This is a genomic window from Novosphingobium sp. Chol11, from assembly GCF_900218065.1.
Taxonomy (GTDB): domain Bacteria; phylum Pseudomonadota; class Alphaproteobacteria; order Sphingomonadales; family Sphingomonadaceae; genus Sphingobium; species Sphingobium agri.
The window spans coordinates 864,322-878,298 of sequence record NZ_OBMU01000001.1; the positions used below are offsets into that span (position 1 = coordinate 864,322).

Consider the following 13,977-nt stretch of genomic DNA (forward strand, 5'->3'; position numbering starts at 1 on the left):
GAATGACTCCTCAAATTCTCTGGCTAGCGCCCTATATGGGACGCGCCTGCACAGGTTAAAGCCCGTGCACAACGCCCTTGCGGCACAACAGACCAGCCGATAGTCGATCGAAGCATGAACGAACAGCCCCAATTTTCCGTACCCGCCTCTTCGCGGCCCGCTTTTCATGAACCGGGTGAGCTCGTCATCCGCAACGTCAATTGGGCGGGCACGCGTGCGCTGTACCGGAAGGAGGTGCGCCGCTTCATGAAGGTGCAGCTCCAGACCATCTGGGCGCCCGCCGTGACGACGCTGATGTTCCTCATCATTTTCTCGATCGCCCTGGGAGGCGCGAACCGGCAGGTGCTGGGTGTACCCTTCGCGGACTTCATAGCGCCTGGCCTCATGATCATGGGCATGATGAACAATGCGTTTGCCAACAGCAGCTTCTCCCTGCTCGCGGGCAAGATGCAGGGTACGTTGATCGACTATCTGATGCCGCCCTTGTCCAACAGTGAATTGCTGCTGGCTCTTGTCGGTGCGGCAGTGACGCGGGCATTCTGCGTCGGACTCTCCCTGTGGGGAGCGATGGCGCTGTGGCCGGGCGTCCATGTTACGCCTGCACATCCCTGGGCGATCGTCTGGTTCGGCCTGATGGGGGCGGCGCTGACGGCGTTCATCGGCGTACTGACATCGATCTGGGCCGAAAAGTTCGATCATGCCGCTGCGATCACCAATTTCGTGATCGGCCCGATGACGCTGCTGTCCGGTACATTCTATTCCATCGATCGACTGGCGCCAGTATTCCAGGCGATCAGCCATGCCAACCCGTTTTTCTATGCGATCTCGGGGTTCCGCTATGGGTTCGTGGCGGCGGCCGATGGAGACGTGGTGGTGGGCAGCATCGTACTTTTGGTGCTCAACATCGCGCTGGCGCTGCTGTGCTATATTCTTCTGAAGCGTGGTTGGAAGCTTAAGGCTTGATATGTGGCGAATGGGTCAGATGAAGCCCGCTATCACCGGGACGATCTGGGTCAGGACGAACAGAGCCGCCGCGGCGGCCAACCAATGACGGAGGCGGGGAAGACGGGAACCGTCCCAGCCTTCCCCGGAGCGAAAATCCATCAGATCACGCCCTTGCCACCTACGCGGGTAAGGGCGAATCCTGCTGCCTCTGCTTCGCTGCGCGGATAAATATTGCGCAGGTCGATCAGCAGCGGCGTGTTCATCGAACCGGCGAGGCGCTTTAGATCAAGCGCGCGGAAGATATCCCATTCAGTGACAAGCACGAGCGCATCGGCGCCTGTTGCCGCTTCATAAGCGTCTTTCGCCATCGATACGCCCGGCATCATTGGCTTGGCGACATCCATGCCTTCGGGATCATAGGCGACGATCCGTGCGCCTGCATCCTCCAACGCCTGCACGATCGCGAGGCTGGGCGCATCACGCATGTCGTCAGTGTTGGGTTTGAAGGTGAGTCCGAGCAGCGCGACGGTCTTGCCGCGCGCTTCCCCACCCAGCGCCTTCACGATCTTGCGGCCCATCGCTCGCTTGCGCAGGTCATTTACCTGCACCACCGTCTCCACGATGCGGATCGGCGTGTCATAATCCTGCCCGGTCTTCACCAGGGCCAGCGTGTCCTTCGGGAAGCAGGAACCGCCATAGCCGGGACCCGCGTGCAGGAACTTGCTGCCGATCCGGTTGTCGAGACCGATGCCGCGCGACACGTCCTGCACCTCGGCGCCGACCGCTTCGCACAGGTCCGCCATCTCGTTGATGAAGGTGATCTTGGTCGCCAGGAAGGCGTTGGCTGCATATTTGATGAGTTCGGCCGTCCGGCGGCCCGTGAACATCACCGGCGCCTGATTGAGGTTCAGCGGCCGGTAGATCTGGGCCATCACAGCGGTCGCCCGTTCGTTGCCGGTGGTGCCCACGACCACGCGGTCGGGCCGCTTGAAATCGCTGATCGCGGCGCCCTCGCGCAGGAATTCGGGGTTGGAAACCACCTGAATATCCATGCCTGGGCGGACTTCATGGACGATGCGTTCGACTTCATCGCCTGTCCCAACGGGCACGGTCGACTTCGTGACGATAACGGTGGGGCCGTCTACTGCTTGTGCGATCTCGCGTGCTGCAGCGTAGACGTAGCTGAGGTCCGCATGGCCATCGCCGCGGCGCGAAGGCGTGCCGACGGCGATGAAGATAGCATCCGCGCCCTTCACGCCCGCGGCAAGGTCAGTCGTGAAAGTCAATCGCCCCGCCGCGGCATTATTTGCCACCAGTTGATCGAGGCCGGGTTCGTAGATCGGCATGCGGCCAGACAAGATCGCGTCGATCTTGGCAGCATCCTTGTCGACGCACACTACGTCATGGCCGAAATCGGCGAAGCAGGCACCTGATACCAGGCCGACATATCCCGTGCCGATCATCGTGATCTTCATAAATTACCCACTGCCTCGTTCGAAAAAATGAAGGATTGACCGGGCCCTAGCATAGGTCATTGCACCTGCGAAAGCGCGCGTCGGAATTACCCCTTGTTCAGGGGATGGTTACGATTTGCTGGCAGGGGGTAGCCTTAAAGGCTCGCATCAAGGGGCGAATATGAAAGTTGCGGTGGTATTCGGGACACGTCCCGAAGCGATCAAGCTGTTTCCCGTTATTCATGCGTTGCGCGCGCGCGATCATGTCGATGTGCGCGTGATCGTCACGGCGCAGCACAGGGGTTTGCTGGACCAGGTTCTCGACATTGCTGGCATAAAGCCGGACATCGACCTGGACGTGATGACGCCGAACCAGACGCTGGATGGATTGACGGCCAAGCTGATCGTCGACCTCGGCAAAGCGTTCGATGCAGAAAAGCCCGATCGCATCATCGTGCATGGTGACACGCTGACGACCATGGTTGCGAGCCTTGCTGCCTATTACCGGCAAATTCCGGTCGCTCATGTGGAGGCCGGGCTGCGCAGCGGAGATATTTATCACCCCTGGCCGGAGGAGGTGAACCGGCGAGTTGTCGCTTGCGTGGCCGACATGAACTTCGCTCCGACCCAGGCTGCGGCCGACGCCCTGTTGCGCGAAAGCCGCGATCCGTCCGGCATCCATGTCACTGGCAATACCGTGATCGATGCTCTGCTTACGACGCGCGAAAGGATCGTCGCAATGCCTGGGCTTGCGTCTGGCCTGGATCAGTTGGCGACGCGATTTGCAGGAAAGCGCATCCTCGCCGTCACCAGCCATCGGCGGGAGAATTTCGGCGGCGGCATGGAGGCGATCGCCCGCTCCATTGCTGACATCGCGGCACGTCCGGACATCGCCGTGATCTTTCCCGTTCACCCCAATCCAAATGTGCGCCCGATCATGGAGGCTGTTCTGGGCGGATTGCAGAACGTCGCGATAATCGAACCGCTTGATTATCCCCATTTCGTAAGGCTGCTGGACATGTGCCATCTGGTGCTGACCGACAGCGGTGGCGTGCAGGAGGAGGCTCCGTCGCTCGGCAAGCCGGTGCTCGTCATGCGCGAAACGACGGAACGTCCCGAAGGGATAGCGGCTGGGACCGCCAAGCTGGTGGGGACAGATCGCGCCCGGATAGTTTGCGAGGTCCTGTCGCTGCTTGATGACGAAGGAGCCTACCGGGCAATGGCGCGCGCGCATAATCCATTTGGCGATGGCCGCGCTTCGGAGCGGATTGCAGCCATCATCGCATCAGGAAGCGCAGAGACGGAAGGGCTGGACGAGGCAGCATAGCTTCGCGCGCCGACTTTTCATGCCTCGGCCATCAGGCGCGGGCGGCTTGCGCCACGCGGACGCCGGGGCGAGCGGAGGGGTCTGCCAGTTCATGCGCCTGCCAACCGGCCGCGTCCCGGCTATATTCGACATGGTGGCCGCGCTGAAAGCTTGCGCCGTCCCAGACGATGACTTGCAGCTCGATCCGGTCGTTGCGGTGGACGTGGAGCCAGTTGAAGCTTTGCGGTTCGGCATTGCGCAGGCGGATCGACGTGGCGGTGCCAGCCTGGATGACAAGCGCGCCGCCTGCGTCTGCGACCATCTTTTGCGCGGATTCGGCGTAGGTGCGGTGGAAATGCCCCGCGAGCGCGATGTGGATGCCCGCTTCCGCCGCTGCCTCCACCGCGTCATCATGACGGCCGACAGCTTCGCTGAGTTCGCCACCCTTGCCGATCGGCATGGCGAACAACGGGTGGTGGGTGACGAGGATGCGCGTTTTTTCCGGCGCGACCGGGGCGAAGCGCTTCTTGATCATGTTCATTTGGTCATGATTGATGCGCCCGTCCTTGATCGTCAGCGACCGGGCGGTGTTGATCCCCAGGATCGCGACCTTTTCATCCTCATACCAGGGGCAAAGCTCATTGCTGATATAGCGCTTGTAGCGGCGTAGCGGCGCGGCGAAGCGGCGGAAAACGTCATAGAGCGGCACGTCATGATTGCCGGGGATGACGAGCAGGCGCATGCCCGCGGCGCGCAGCCGGTTGAGCCAGGCGGAAGCGGCGCGGAACTGCTCGACACGGGCGCGCTGGGTGAAATCGCCGCTGATGATGACGAGGTCGGGCTGGCTGCGTTCGAGCCAGGCTTCGGTGGCGGATACGATCTTGGGATCATTGGCGCCGAAATGAACGTCGGACAGGTGAGCGATGCGAGCCATGGCCTTCCAACGACTGTTCCTGCGGATTTGTTGCGAGCAGGAGCCGATCGGCACTTGGCGAGTTGTTGGGGCATGGAAACGAACTCCCTGCCGCGCGAAGCGGCGCTGATCGTCAATGTCCACAGCCGCAAGGGGGAGGCGCTCTTCGAACAGGCGCGCGAAAAGCTCGAGGCGGCGGGCATCCGCCTGACCGCCGCCCATGCGGTGCGCGATCCGGCGCGCTTGCAGGAAACCGTGCGCCAGGCTGTGAGCTGCGGAGCGCCCATGGTTATCGTGGGCGGCGGAGACGGTTCCCTCTCAGGGACGGTGGATGAGCTGGTGGGCAAGAATTGTGTTTTCGGCGTGCTGCCGCTCGGCACCGCGAACAGCTTTGCGCGGACGCTCGGTATCGGGCTGGACCTGGATAGCGCGGTAGAGACGATCGCCAATGGCAGGCGGCGGCGGATCGACCTGGGCATGATCGACGGCGATTATTTCGTGAACGCGGCTTCGCTGGGGCTGTCGCCGATGATCGGGGAGACGGTGCCGCATAAGCTGAAACGTTATCTGGGGCGTGTCGGCTATCTGCTGTGGGCGGTGAAATGTTCGGCCGGGTTCCGGGCGTTCCGCCTTACCATCGACGATGGCAAGGCCAAGCGGCGCATGTGGTCGACCGAGGTGCGAATCTTGAACGGGCCTTATCATGGCGGGGTCGAGCTGTCCGACCGTGCTGATGTGGACAGCGGCGAGATCGTGATACAGGCGGTCGTGGGGCGCAGCCATGCGCGGCTGGCGTGGGACTGGTACGCCAAATTCTTCAAGCTGCGCGATCGGGATGCCCGGACCGAAGAGTATCGAGGCCAGTCCTTCCGCATCGAGACGCGGCCGCGGCAGCGCATCTCGATTGACGGGGAAGTCGTCGCCAGGACGCCCGCGACGGTGAAGATTGCGCCGGGCGCGATCGACGTGGCGGTGCCGCGTTAGGGCGTGACGAGGTCTTTCTCGTAGATCTGGTAGACTTTGTTCACCTTGCTGTCGATCGCGTCGGCGATGGCGTTCATGCCCTGATTATCGTCCAGCACCCAGCCAATCTCACCCCGCGTGGCGCCATAGCGGGTGATGGCGTTGCGGCGGATATATTCGATCATCATGAAGGCAAGCTGGCTCGCGAGGCGCGACGATTGCAGCCGCTGAACTACGCCCATGAGGGGCACGCGCATGGTGCGAACCTGGGGCTTGCGCAGCCACCAAAGGAGCTTTGCCCAACCGAAGGGAAGCAGCGAGCCATTGAGCGGCGCGGTGGCTTCGTTGAGGTCGGGCAGGGTCATCATGAAGGCGACCGGTTCGCCATCCAATTCGGCGATCATGATCAGATCCTCGAACACGATGGGCTTCAGCTTCTTGCCGGTGTGGGCGACTTCGGCGTCGGTGATGGGGACGAAACCCCAATTCTTGCCCCAGGCGTCGTTGAGGATACCAAGGAGGATCGCCGCTTCCGCATCGAATTTCGACTTGTCGACAGGGCGGATGCGGATGCGGTCGCTCTTTTCTCCCGACGATACGATGCGCTGGATGAGGGGCGGGAAGGGGTGAGTGATGTCGAGCTCATAGGTTTTGAGCTGCTTGATGGGCTGATAGCCCGCGCCCTCGATCATCGCCTGATATGCGGGGCTGTTGTGCCCCATCATCACCGTCGGCGGATGGTCGTGGCCTTGGATCAGCAGGCCGGGTTCTTCCCAGATCGACAGGGAAATCGGCCCCAAAACCCGGGTCATGCCCTTGGCGCGGAGCCAGCCTTCAGCCGCTTCGATCAGCGCCTTGCCGGTTTGCGCGTCCTCCGCCTCGAAAAAGCCGAAGTTTCCGGTGCCGGGGCCCATTCCCTGTTCGACTGGCTGGGCGAGCGCCAGATGATCGATATGGGCAGAGATGCGGCCGACGACGCGATTGTCGCGGCGGGCGAGGAAATATTGCGCCTCGGCATGGCCGAAAAAGGGGTTCTTGGCTGGCTCTATGACGCCGTACACTTCACTTTTGAGAGGCGGCACCCAATTGGGATCATTGGCATAAAGGCGCCATGGCAAGTCCACGAAGGCCTTTTTGTCGGCCTTGGAAGTGACGGGGGTGATTACCAGATCGGAATGAGCCACGGCAGAGCTTTCGCTAAAGGACCGCAGCAGTTCGGCGCTTGTTACGGGATTGTCAATCCGGAGCGCGCTGGATCATGCACCAAGGCGAAAAGGTCATGCCGCTGCCACGATTTCAGCGCATTTACGATTTAGGAGCGCATGCATGACTGTGCATGATCCCATCAGAGCGGACGCGGCCGTCAAGCGCGTCGCCATTGCCGATGACGCCGCGATGCTGCGCGCCGCCGCGGAATTGTCGCGCGAATTTGCGGTGGCGAACCCACGGATTTACTGGCCTGACCTGCTGGCATCGGCGCTGATCGGCTATGCGGCGCTTGCCGGAGCGATCCTTGCGAACAATGTCGCGCTGGCTCTGGTTTGCGGGCTGGTTGCGATGCTGGCGCTCTATCGCGCGGCGAGCTTCATCCATGAGCTGACGCATATCCGCAAGGACGCCCTTCCCGGATTCCGGCTGGGCTGGAACCTGCTCGTTGGCATTCCGCTGATGATCCCGTCCTTCATGTATGAGGAAGTGCATACGCAGCATCATGCGCGCACCCGCTATGGCACGGCGAATGATCCGGAATATCTCCCGCTGGCGCTGATGAAGCCGTGGTCGCTGCCTTTGTTCATCCTGATCGCGTCGCTTGCGCCCGTGGGCCTGATCCTGCGCTATGGCGTGCTGGCCCCGCTCAGCCTTTTCGTGCCCGCGCTACGGCGGAAGGTCGTCGCTGAATTTTCCGCGCTGTCGATCAACCCCGCCTATCGCCGCCGCCCGCCGGAGGGCGCGTTCCGCCGCCGCTGGCTGTGGCAGGAAGCGGGCGCATCGCTGTTCGCGCTTGCCCTGATCGGCAGCGTGTTTGCCTTCGGATGGAAGCCGCTGCTCGTCTATATGGCGGTGCACTCGGCGATGACCGTCATCAACCAATTGCGCACGCTGGTCGCGCATCTGTGGGAGAATGAGGGCGACGCGATGACCGTGACGGCGCAATATCTGGATTCAGTGAATGTGCCGCCGCCTTCGCCGCTGGCCGCCATCTGGGCCCCGGTAGGCCTGCGCTATCATGCGCTGCACCATCTGCTGCCGAGCGTGCCCTATCATGCGCTGGGGAAGGCGCACGCCCGGCTGATTGCGGCTCTGGGCGAGGAGTCGCCTTATCATCGCGGCAATTATGCGGGCATGTGGCCGCTCGTCGGGAAGATCGCGCGGAGCACGATGGTTCGGCGTTGAGCACTCTTAAACGCCTGAGACCCCAGCGTTCGCTGGGGTGACGGGCGTAAGTGGATTTATTCCTCCGTTCGGAACAGCACTGTTTCGCCTACCAGCAGGAACAGGAAGAAGGGCGCCCAGGCCGCGAGGATGGGCGGGTAAGCGCCGAGATTGCCCATGGCGAGCGAGAAATTGTCCGCTACGAAATAGGCAAAGCCGAGCGCCATGCCGATCACAGCACGGACGAACAACTGGCCGGAGCGCGCAAGGCCGAAGGCGGCGACCGATCCCAGGATGGGCATGAGCAGGGCTGACAGCGGTCCCGACAGCTTGTGCCAGAGGCTGCCTTCCAGTTCGGCCGTCGGGCGGCCCGCGTCGCGCAAGTCGCCGATGGCGGCCTGCAATTCGGAAAAGGTCATGGCGTCCGGATCGACCTTCGCCAGCGTGAACTGATCGGGCCGGATCGCACGGCCGAACCGGACGGTGCCGATCTGCCGCTCCGTGCCGCGCGCCACGTCGAACTGGTGCGCATCCTCCAGCACCCAACTCTTGCTGGCCGCATCATAATGGCCGCGCGGTGCCTGAATGATGGTGGTGAGGCCATTGTTCACGCGATTGAAAATCTCGACCTTGCGCAGCTGCACCGCAGTGCCGCGGCCCGCCACAATCGCGGCGGTAACGAGATTGTTGCCATCGCGCACCCAAGGGTTGGTCTTGATGCCGCTGTCGGTGGGAACGGGGCCATAATCAACCGCTTGCCATGCGCTGAGCGAAGCCGTCGCCCGGGCGACGACGCGTTCGTTGAAGGCATAGCTGATGACGGCGACACCAAGCGCGGCGGCGATCAGCGGCGCCAATATCTGATGTGCGGACAGGCCCGCCGCCTTCATCGAGATGATCTCGCTATTCTGGTTGAGGCTGGCGAGCATGATCAGCGTGCCGAGCAGCACCGAAAAGGGCAGGAATCGGGCGATGATCTGCGGTACGCGCAGGCCGACATAATGCCACAACTGCGCATCGCCATTGCCTGCATAGGACAGAATGTCGCCGGACTCGCCGAGCAGGTCGAGCGTTTGCAGCACGACCACCAGCAGCGCCAGCACCGCAAAAGTGCGCGTCAGGAACAGCCGCGCCATGTACCAGCTGAGCTGGCGGGAGGGGAAGAAGTCGAACTGCATGGGTCAGGCTGCTCCCTGCGCGGTGGCCGTCCGCTTTCGCCCGAAACGAAGCAGTTTGGCGACCTGCTTGCCAAGCTTGGCAAAGGCATATTCCAGCGCGCCGATCGGCTGGCCGCCGGGGCGGTGCGCGACGACATGATACATCCAGAGGATCAGCCCTGCGGTCAGCAGGAACGGCGTCCAGAGCGCGATGATGGGGTCGATCCTGCCCAATGCGCCGACGCCTTGGCCATATTCGTTGATCTTGTGATAGGTCACGATGAATACGATCGACAGGAACACGCCCAGCGCGGAGGTCGATCGCTTGGGCGGGATGGCGAAGGCGAGCGCGGCGAGCGGCAGCAACAGCATCATCGCGACCTCGACCAGGCGGAAGTGGAAATTGGCGCGGATTTCGTTGCGCAGCTTCTCCGGCGTCGCGGGGTCGTGACCCATGACGGCCAGTTCTGGAATGGTCTTTTCCCGGTCCACGCTGCGTCCACGGAACCGCTCGATCTGCGGCAGGTCGATCGGCAGGTCATGGCTGGAGAAGGACAGGATGCGGGGCGACTTGTATTTGGGGGCATCGTTGACCAGCACGCCGTCGCGCAGGCGGAAGATGATGGTGTCCGGGTCATCCGTCGCCAGGAAGCTTCCTTGCGCGGCGGTCACGGCGACGGTCTGCCCGTCCTTGCCAGCGGCGCGGACGAATATGCCCTGGAGGTTGCGCCCCTCATCCAGGCTGCGTTCGATGCGCAGGGTCATGCGCTTGCCAAGATTGGTGAACTCCCCGACCTTGATCGAAGCGCCGAGCGCGCCTGAGCGCAGTTCAAAGCGCAACGCTTCATAGGCGTGGCGGGAGAGGGGCTGGACGAAACCGACGATGCCGAAGTTGAGCAACGCAAGCGCGATCGCATACATATAGGGTACGCGCAGCAGGCGTCCGTAGGACAGGCCGACCGCGCGCATCACGTCCAGTTCCGACGACAGGGCAAGCTTGCGAAACGCCAGCAATATGCCGAGCATCAGGCCGATCGGGATGCCGAGCGACAGATATTCCGGCATCATGTTGGCGAGCATGCGCCACACGACGCTGACTGGGCCGCCCTCCGCCGCGACGAAATCGAACAGGCTGAGCATCTTGTCGAGCACCAGCAGCATCGCGGAAATGACCAGCGTGCCAAGCATCGGCAGCGCTATCAGGCGGGCGAGATATCGGTCGGTGGCGGTCAGCATTCTCTATGTGGTCGTCCCATCACCATGATTTGGCCGCAAACCCCGCTCATAGCAGAATCACGGAAATGAAGTTCGCGGGGGCGAACAGGGGCTCGCCGTCCGGTTTCCTCGGGCGGCTATAGCTTCACGGAGTTGGATGGTCATGTTCAAAGTTGCGATGGGTCTTCTGCCGGTGGCGGCCATATTTGCGGCTGCCCCAGCGCTGGCTCACAGCGAGGTCATTGCAAACGACCTTGCTCGTTGCGGCGAGTCCGCGAAGGGACCGGCGCTGCTGGTCGATGTCCGGGGTTTCGCGGCGGCGACCGGCAAGGTTCGCGTTCAATCCTATCCCGCCACCAAGAATGCCTGGCTGTCGAAGGGCGCATGGCTCAACCGGATCGATACCGTAGTGCGTCCCAGCAATGGCGGTATGCGCTTCTGCATGCCGGTGCCGGAGCCGGGCCGCTATGCCATCGCGGTGCGTCATGATCGCGACGGCGACGGGAAGACCAGCATTTCGCGCGATGGCGGCGGCTTTTCCAACAATCCGTCCATCAGCATCTTCAACCTGGGCAAGCCGTCGGTCGAAAAGGCCGCCGTCAAGGTCGGGCCTGGTGTGACGCGGATCACCATTAAACTTCAATATATGTGAGTTCCGATGGTCCGGGTCGCGCTTCTGTCCAATCCCAAGTCGACGGGCAACCGGCAGACGCTACCGCGCGTGCGGAGCTATTGCGCCAGCAACCCGGATATCTTTCACTATGAGGTTGAGCATGTCGACCAGATCGGCCGCGCGTTGCAGACCATCGCGCGGGTCGATCCGGTCGTCATCGTCATCAACGGCGGTGACGGCACGGTGCAGGCCGCGCTGACTGAGTTGTACCAGGGCGAGCATTTCACAGGGCGCGTGCCGCCCATTGCGGTGCTGCCCAATGGCAAGACCAATCTGATTGCGCTCGACCTTGGCATCCATGGCGATCCGATCAAGGCGCTGGAGCGGATAGTCCAGATCGCCAAGGCAGGCGTCGACAATCATGTAGTGGCGCGCGAGTTGATCGCCCTGTCGGACGGCCGGGCAGAATCGCGGCCGGTGCTGGGCATGTTCCTGGGCGGCGCGGGGCTTGCGGACTATATGCTTTACTGCCGCAATCAGATTTATCCTCTGGGGCTATCCAACGGCATCAGCCATTTCCTGACTGTCATCGCGGTGCTGGTGTCGTTGATCTTCGGCATTCGCGCCCGGTTCCTGCCGCAGTCCAGCCATCCGGTGCGTATTTCGCTGATCCGGGAAGGGCAGCTGGCGGGGCGCTTTGCCGTGTTGATCGTAACGACGCTCGACCGGCTGCTGCTGGGCGTGCAGGCGGGGGACAGCCGTCGCGGCAACATGAAGTTGATGGCGGTGGACCAGAGCCTGGCAGCGCTCATGCGGCTGGCCTGGGCAAGCATCACGCGCCGGGTCGGCAAGTCGCAGGTGCAGGGCGTGCATCTGGAGCAGGGCGACATCATTCGGATTGAGGGCGACCATAGCAGCGTCATCCTGGACGGCGAGCTGTTCGAAGCGTCGGAAGGCAAGCCGATCGTGCTGCGATCGACGGAGCCGGTGCCTTTCCTGCGGTTGGCGGCGTAGAGTGACACGACTTGCTTAAGAGTTCTTATCACCGTTCGACGCTCAGGCCGAACGGAGTTGAGAGGCACTGAAAGGGCCTTAATCCTTCCGCTTGAGCGCTTCCGCCAGCGAAACGGTCGCGCTCCCGCGCTTGGCTGGCTGGGCCTGGCTCGGATCCGGCTTCCACCCGCTTAGATAGACTATCGCCATGTCCTCTGTCGTGCGGCCATCCGGGTCCGCGGCGGAGGCGAAATGTTGGCTCGCCCCGATCAACGCGTCCCTGCGCAGAGCCGGAGGATGCGACGCCAGCACATTGCCCGCGCCCATGCCGCGCAAGTCATGCATCAGGCGCACTATGTCGCCATAGCGCACAGTCAGCGTCTCGCTGTCGGCGACCGGCATGGCGAAACCCGCGCGGCTCAAAAGGTCGCCTGCCGCGCGCACGTCCACTTGCGGGTGGATATGCTGGGCGGGCCGATCGCCCTCCCCGGTCATCAGCGCGGCGCGCAGGCGCGGAAGGCTGCCCGCGCCGGTAAAGGCCGCGAGCAGCAGGCCATCGGGCCGTAGGATGCGCCGCATCAGGATAAGCGCGCCGGGCAGGTCGTTGACGCTGTCGAGCGTGCCGCAGGCGATGATGAGGTCGAAACTGTCGTCGGCGAAGGGCAGCGAGTCCTCTTCCGCCTGCACCCCGCCTTGCGCGCGGGCTGCGGCAAATCCGGGGTCGGCGCACACCACTTTCTTGCCCCTCGCTTCCATGGCGGCGCGGGCGCTGCCATCCGGGCAGCCGATGACAAGGGTTTCGGGGAGTTCGCGCTGCACATCGGCGAGCCGGTCGAGCAATTCGTCCATCATCGCGCGGTAAAGGAAGTCATGCTCGGAAAAGCGCGGCATCATCCGGTCCCGCCGCCTGGCGCGCAATTGGCGATCGAAGATGTCGGGCTGGGTCATTGGCGGGCCTTGTGCATTGGAGCGGGAGCGGGAACAAGGGAGATCATGCATCTCGCTTCCCTTCTCAAGGGCGCTGTCCGCCCAGCGCTCGATTATGCGCTGCCGCCGCGTTGTCCCGGATGCGGCGTTATCGTCGAGGCCGACGACGCCTTTTGCCTGACCTGCTGGAGCGGGATGCGCTTTCTGGGCGAACCATGCTGCGCGCGATGTGGCGTGCCGTTCGAGCATGACCGGGGCAGCGACGCGGCATGCGGCGCTTGCCTGGCCGAGCCGCCGCCGTTCGACAGCGCGCGCGCGGTGCTGGCCTATGGCGACATTGCGCGGAATGTGGCGCTCAAGCTCAAATATGGGCGGCGTATCGGCCTCGCGCGGCTGATCGCGCGGCATATGGTGCGGCGCTTGCCCCCATTCGAAGCGCCGCCCGTAATCGTCCCGGTGCCGCTGCATCGCTGGCGCTTGTGGTGGCGGGGCTTCAACCAGTCGGCGCTGATTGCGGACCATCTTGGCAAAGCTTCGGGGCTCGTCGTGGACAAGCATGCGCTGCTCCGCATCCGCGCGACGCAGCCCCTGCGCGGCATGCATGCGCGGCAGCGGACCAAGGCGGTCGCGGGCGCCTTTGCGCTGGCGAAGGGGCATGGCGTCAAGGGCAGGGCGGTTCTGCTGATCGACGATGTCCATACCAGCGGCGCGACCGCCGCCGCCTGCGCCCGGGTGCTGAAACGCGGCGGCGCGTCCAGCGTTCACCTGTTGTGCTGGGCGCGGGCTTTGCCGGAAGGCGCCGAAGGCACTGATTGACAAAGGCTTGCCCAGCCACAATTTCAGCGCGCAAGGAGTATCGAATGGCGAAGGTTGAAATCTACACGAAGGCATGGTGCGGCTATTGCGCGCGGGCCAAGGCGCTGCTGGAAGGCAAGGGCGTCGCCTTTGACGAATATGACATCACGATGGGTGGGCCCAAGCGCAGCGAAATGCTGGATCGCGCCAATGGCGGGACCACGGTGCCGCAGATCTTCATCGACGGCAGGCATATCGGCGGCAGCGACGACATGGCGGCGCTGGATCGTCAGGGCAAGCTCGACCCGCTGCTGGGCGTGTAA

At 63.1% G+C, this 13,977-nt stretch carries 15 protein-coding genes; 8 read left to right on the top strand and 7 right to left on the bottom strand.

Annotation, left to right across the window (positions count from 1 at the left end):
* Positions 1-114 precede the first annotated feature (114 nt).
* Positions 115-963, top strand: a complete 849-nt coding sequence (locus tag NCHOL11_RS04330) for an ABC transporter permease (RefSeq protein WP_097091221.1) — start codon at positions 115-117, stop codon at positions 961-963.
* 15 nt (positions 964-978) lie between these two features.
* Here NCHOL11_RS04330 and NCHOL11_RS18490 read toward each other — a convergent pair whose 3' ends face one another.
* Both NCHOL11_RS18490 and NCHOL11_RS04335 read right to left on the bottom strand, forming a co-directional pair.
* The gene (locus tag NCHOL11_RS18490) at positions 979-1,104 is read right to left on the bottom strand and encodes a hypothetical protein (RefSeq protein ID WP_255254707.1); all 126 of its coding nucleotides are present in this window, start codon (positions 1,102-1,104) and stop codon (positions 979-981) included.
* Complete coding sequence (locus NCHOL11_RS04335) at positions 1,104-2,420, bottom strand: UDP-glucose dehydrogenase family protein (RefSeq protein WP_097091222.1); 1,317 nt, start codon at positions 2,418-2,420, stop codon at positions 1,104-1,106. The genes NCHOL11_RS18490 and NCHOL11_RS04335 overlap by 1 nt, the downstream gene beginning before the upstream one ends.
* Positions 2,421-2,580: 160 nt before the next feature.
* Between NCHOL11_RS04335 and wecB the strand changes: the two genes are divergently transcribed.
* Positions 2,581-3,726, top strand: coding sequence for a non-hydrolyzing UDP-N-acetylglucosamine 2-epimerase (wecB, locus tag NCHOL11_RS04340; protein WP_097091223.1), 1,146 nt, complete (start codon positions 2,581-2,583; stop codon positions 3,724-3,726).
* A 31-nt stretch (positions 3,727-3,757) separates the two neighbouring features.
* Here wecB and NCHOL11_RS04345 read toward each other — a convergent pair whose 3' ends face one another.
* Entirely contained in the window at positions 3,758-4,639 is an 882-nt protein-coding gene (locus NCHOL11_RS04345) for a metallophosphoesterase family protein (RefSeq protein ID WP_097091224.1), read from the bottom strand.
* A gap of 72 nt (positions 4,640-4,711) precedes the next feature.
* Here NCHOL11_RS04345 and NCHOL11_RS04350 point away from each other — a divergent pair, with 72 nt between their 5' ends.
* Positions 4,712-5,602 (top strand): diacylglycerol/lipid kinase family protein, encoded by an 891-nt coding sequence (locus NCHOL11_RS04350; RefSeq protein ID WP_097091225.1) that lies wholly within the window; start codon positions 4,712-4,714, stop codon positions 5,600-5,602.
* Here the strand turns inward: NCHOL11_RS04350 and NCHOL11_RS04355 are convergent.
* On the bottom strand, positions 5,599-6,765 hold the full coding sequence (locus NCHOL11_RS04355) for an N-acetyltransferase (RefSeq protein WP_097091226.1): 1,167 nt from the start codon (positions 6,763-6,765) through the stop codon (positions 5,599-5,601). The two genes, NCHOL11_RS04350 and NCHOL11_RS04355, sit on opposite strands and share 4 nt — an antisense overlap.
* Before the next feature lie 142 nt (positions 6,766-6,907).
* On the opposite strand from NCHOL11_RS04355, the gene NCHOL11_RS04360 reads away from it, so the two are divergent.
* Positions 6,908-7,975, top strand: a complete 1,068-nt coding sequence (locus tag NCHOL11_RS04360) for a fatty acid desaturase family protein (RefSeq protein WP_097091227.1) — start codon at positions 6,908-6,910, stop codon at positions 7,973-7,975.
* Between the two features lie 56 nt (positions 7,976-8,031).
* Here NCHOL11_RS04360 and lptG read toward each other — a convergent pair whose 3' ends face one another.
* Both lptG and lptF read right to left on the bottom strand, forming a co-directional pair.
* Positions 8,032-9,132, bottom strand: a complete 1,101-nt coding sequence (lptG, locus tag NCHOL11_RS04365; protein WP_097091228.1) for an LPS export ABC transporter permease LptG — start codon at positions 9,130-9,132, stop codon at positions 8,032-8,034.
* Positions 9,133-9,135: 3 nt separating this feature from the next.
* Positions 9,136-10,347, bottom strand: coding sequence for an LPS export ABC transporter permease LptF (gene lptF / locus NCHOL11_RS04370; protein WP_097091229.1), 1,212 nt, complete (start codon positions 10,345-10,347; stop codon positions 9,136-9,138).
* A gap of 136 nt (positions 10,348-10,483) precedes the next feature.
* Here lptF and NCHOL11_RS04375 point away from each other — a divergent pair, with 136 nt between their 5' ends.
* Together NCHOL11_RS04375 and NCHOL11_RS04380 are read left to right on the top strand one after the other, a co-directional pair.
* Positions 10,484-10,978 (top strand): DUF2141 domain-containing protein, encoded by a 495-nt coding sequence (locus NCHOL11_RS04375; RefSeq protein ID WP_097091230.1) that lies wholly within the window; start codon positions 10,484-10,486, stop codon positions 10,976-10,978.
* 6 nt (positions 10,979-10,984) lie between these two features.
* Positions 10,985-11,953, top strand: coding sequence for a diacylglycerol/lipid kinase family protein (locus tag NCHOL11_RS04380; protein ID WP_097091231.1), 969 nt, complete (start codon positions 10,985-10,987; stop codon positions 11,951-11,953).
* A gap of 78 nt (positions 11,954-12,031) precedes the next feature.
* Here NCHOL11_RS04380 and NCHOL11_RS04385 read toward each other — a convergent pair whose 3' ends face one another.
* Positions 12,032-12,880 carry a class I SAM-dependent methyltransferase gene (locus NCHOL11_RS04385; protein ID WP_097091232.1) on the bottom strand — a complete coding sequence of 283 codons (849 nt, stop codon included), beginning with the start codon at positions 12,878-12,880 and terminating at the stop codon, positions 12,032-12,034.
* Positions 12,881-12,925: 45 nt separating this feature from the next.
* Here NCHOL11_RS04385 and NCHOL11_RS04390 point away from each other — a divergent pair, with 45 nt between their 5' ends.
* Both NCHOL11_RS04390 and grxC read left to right on the top strand, forming a co-directional pair.
* A complete protein-coding gene (locus NCHOL11_RS04390) occupies positions 12,926-13,675 on the top strand; it encodes a ComF family protein (RefSeq protein ID WP_097091233.1) in 750 nt (249 codons plus the stop codon).
* Between the two features lie 44 nt (positions 13,676-13,719).
* Positions 13,720-13,977, top strand: a complete 258-nt coding sequence (gene grxC, locus NCHOL11_RS04395; RefSeq protein WP_097091234.1) for a glutaredoxin 3 — start codon at positions 13,720-13,722, stop codon at positions 13,975-13,977.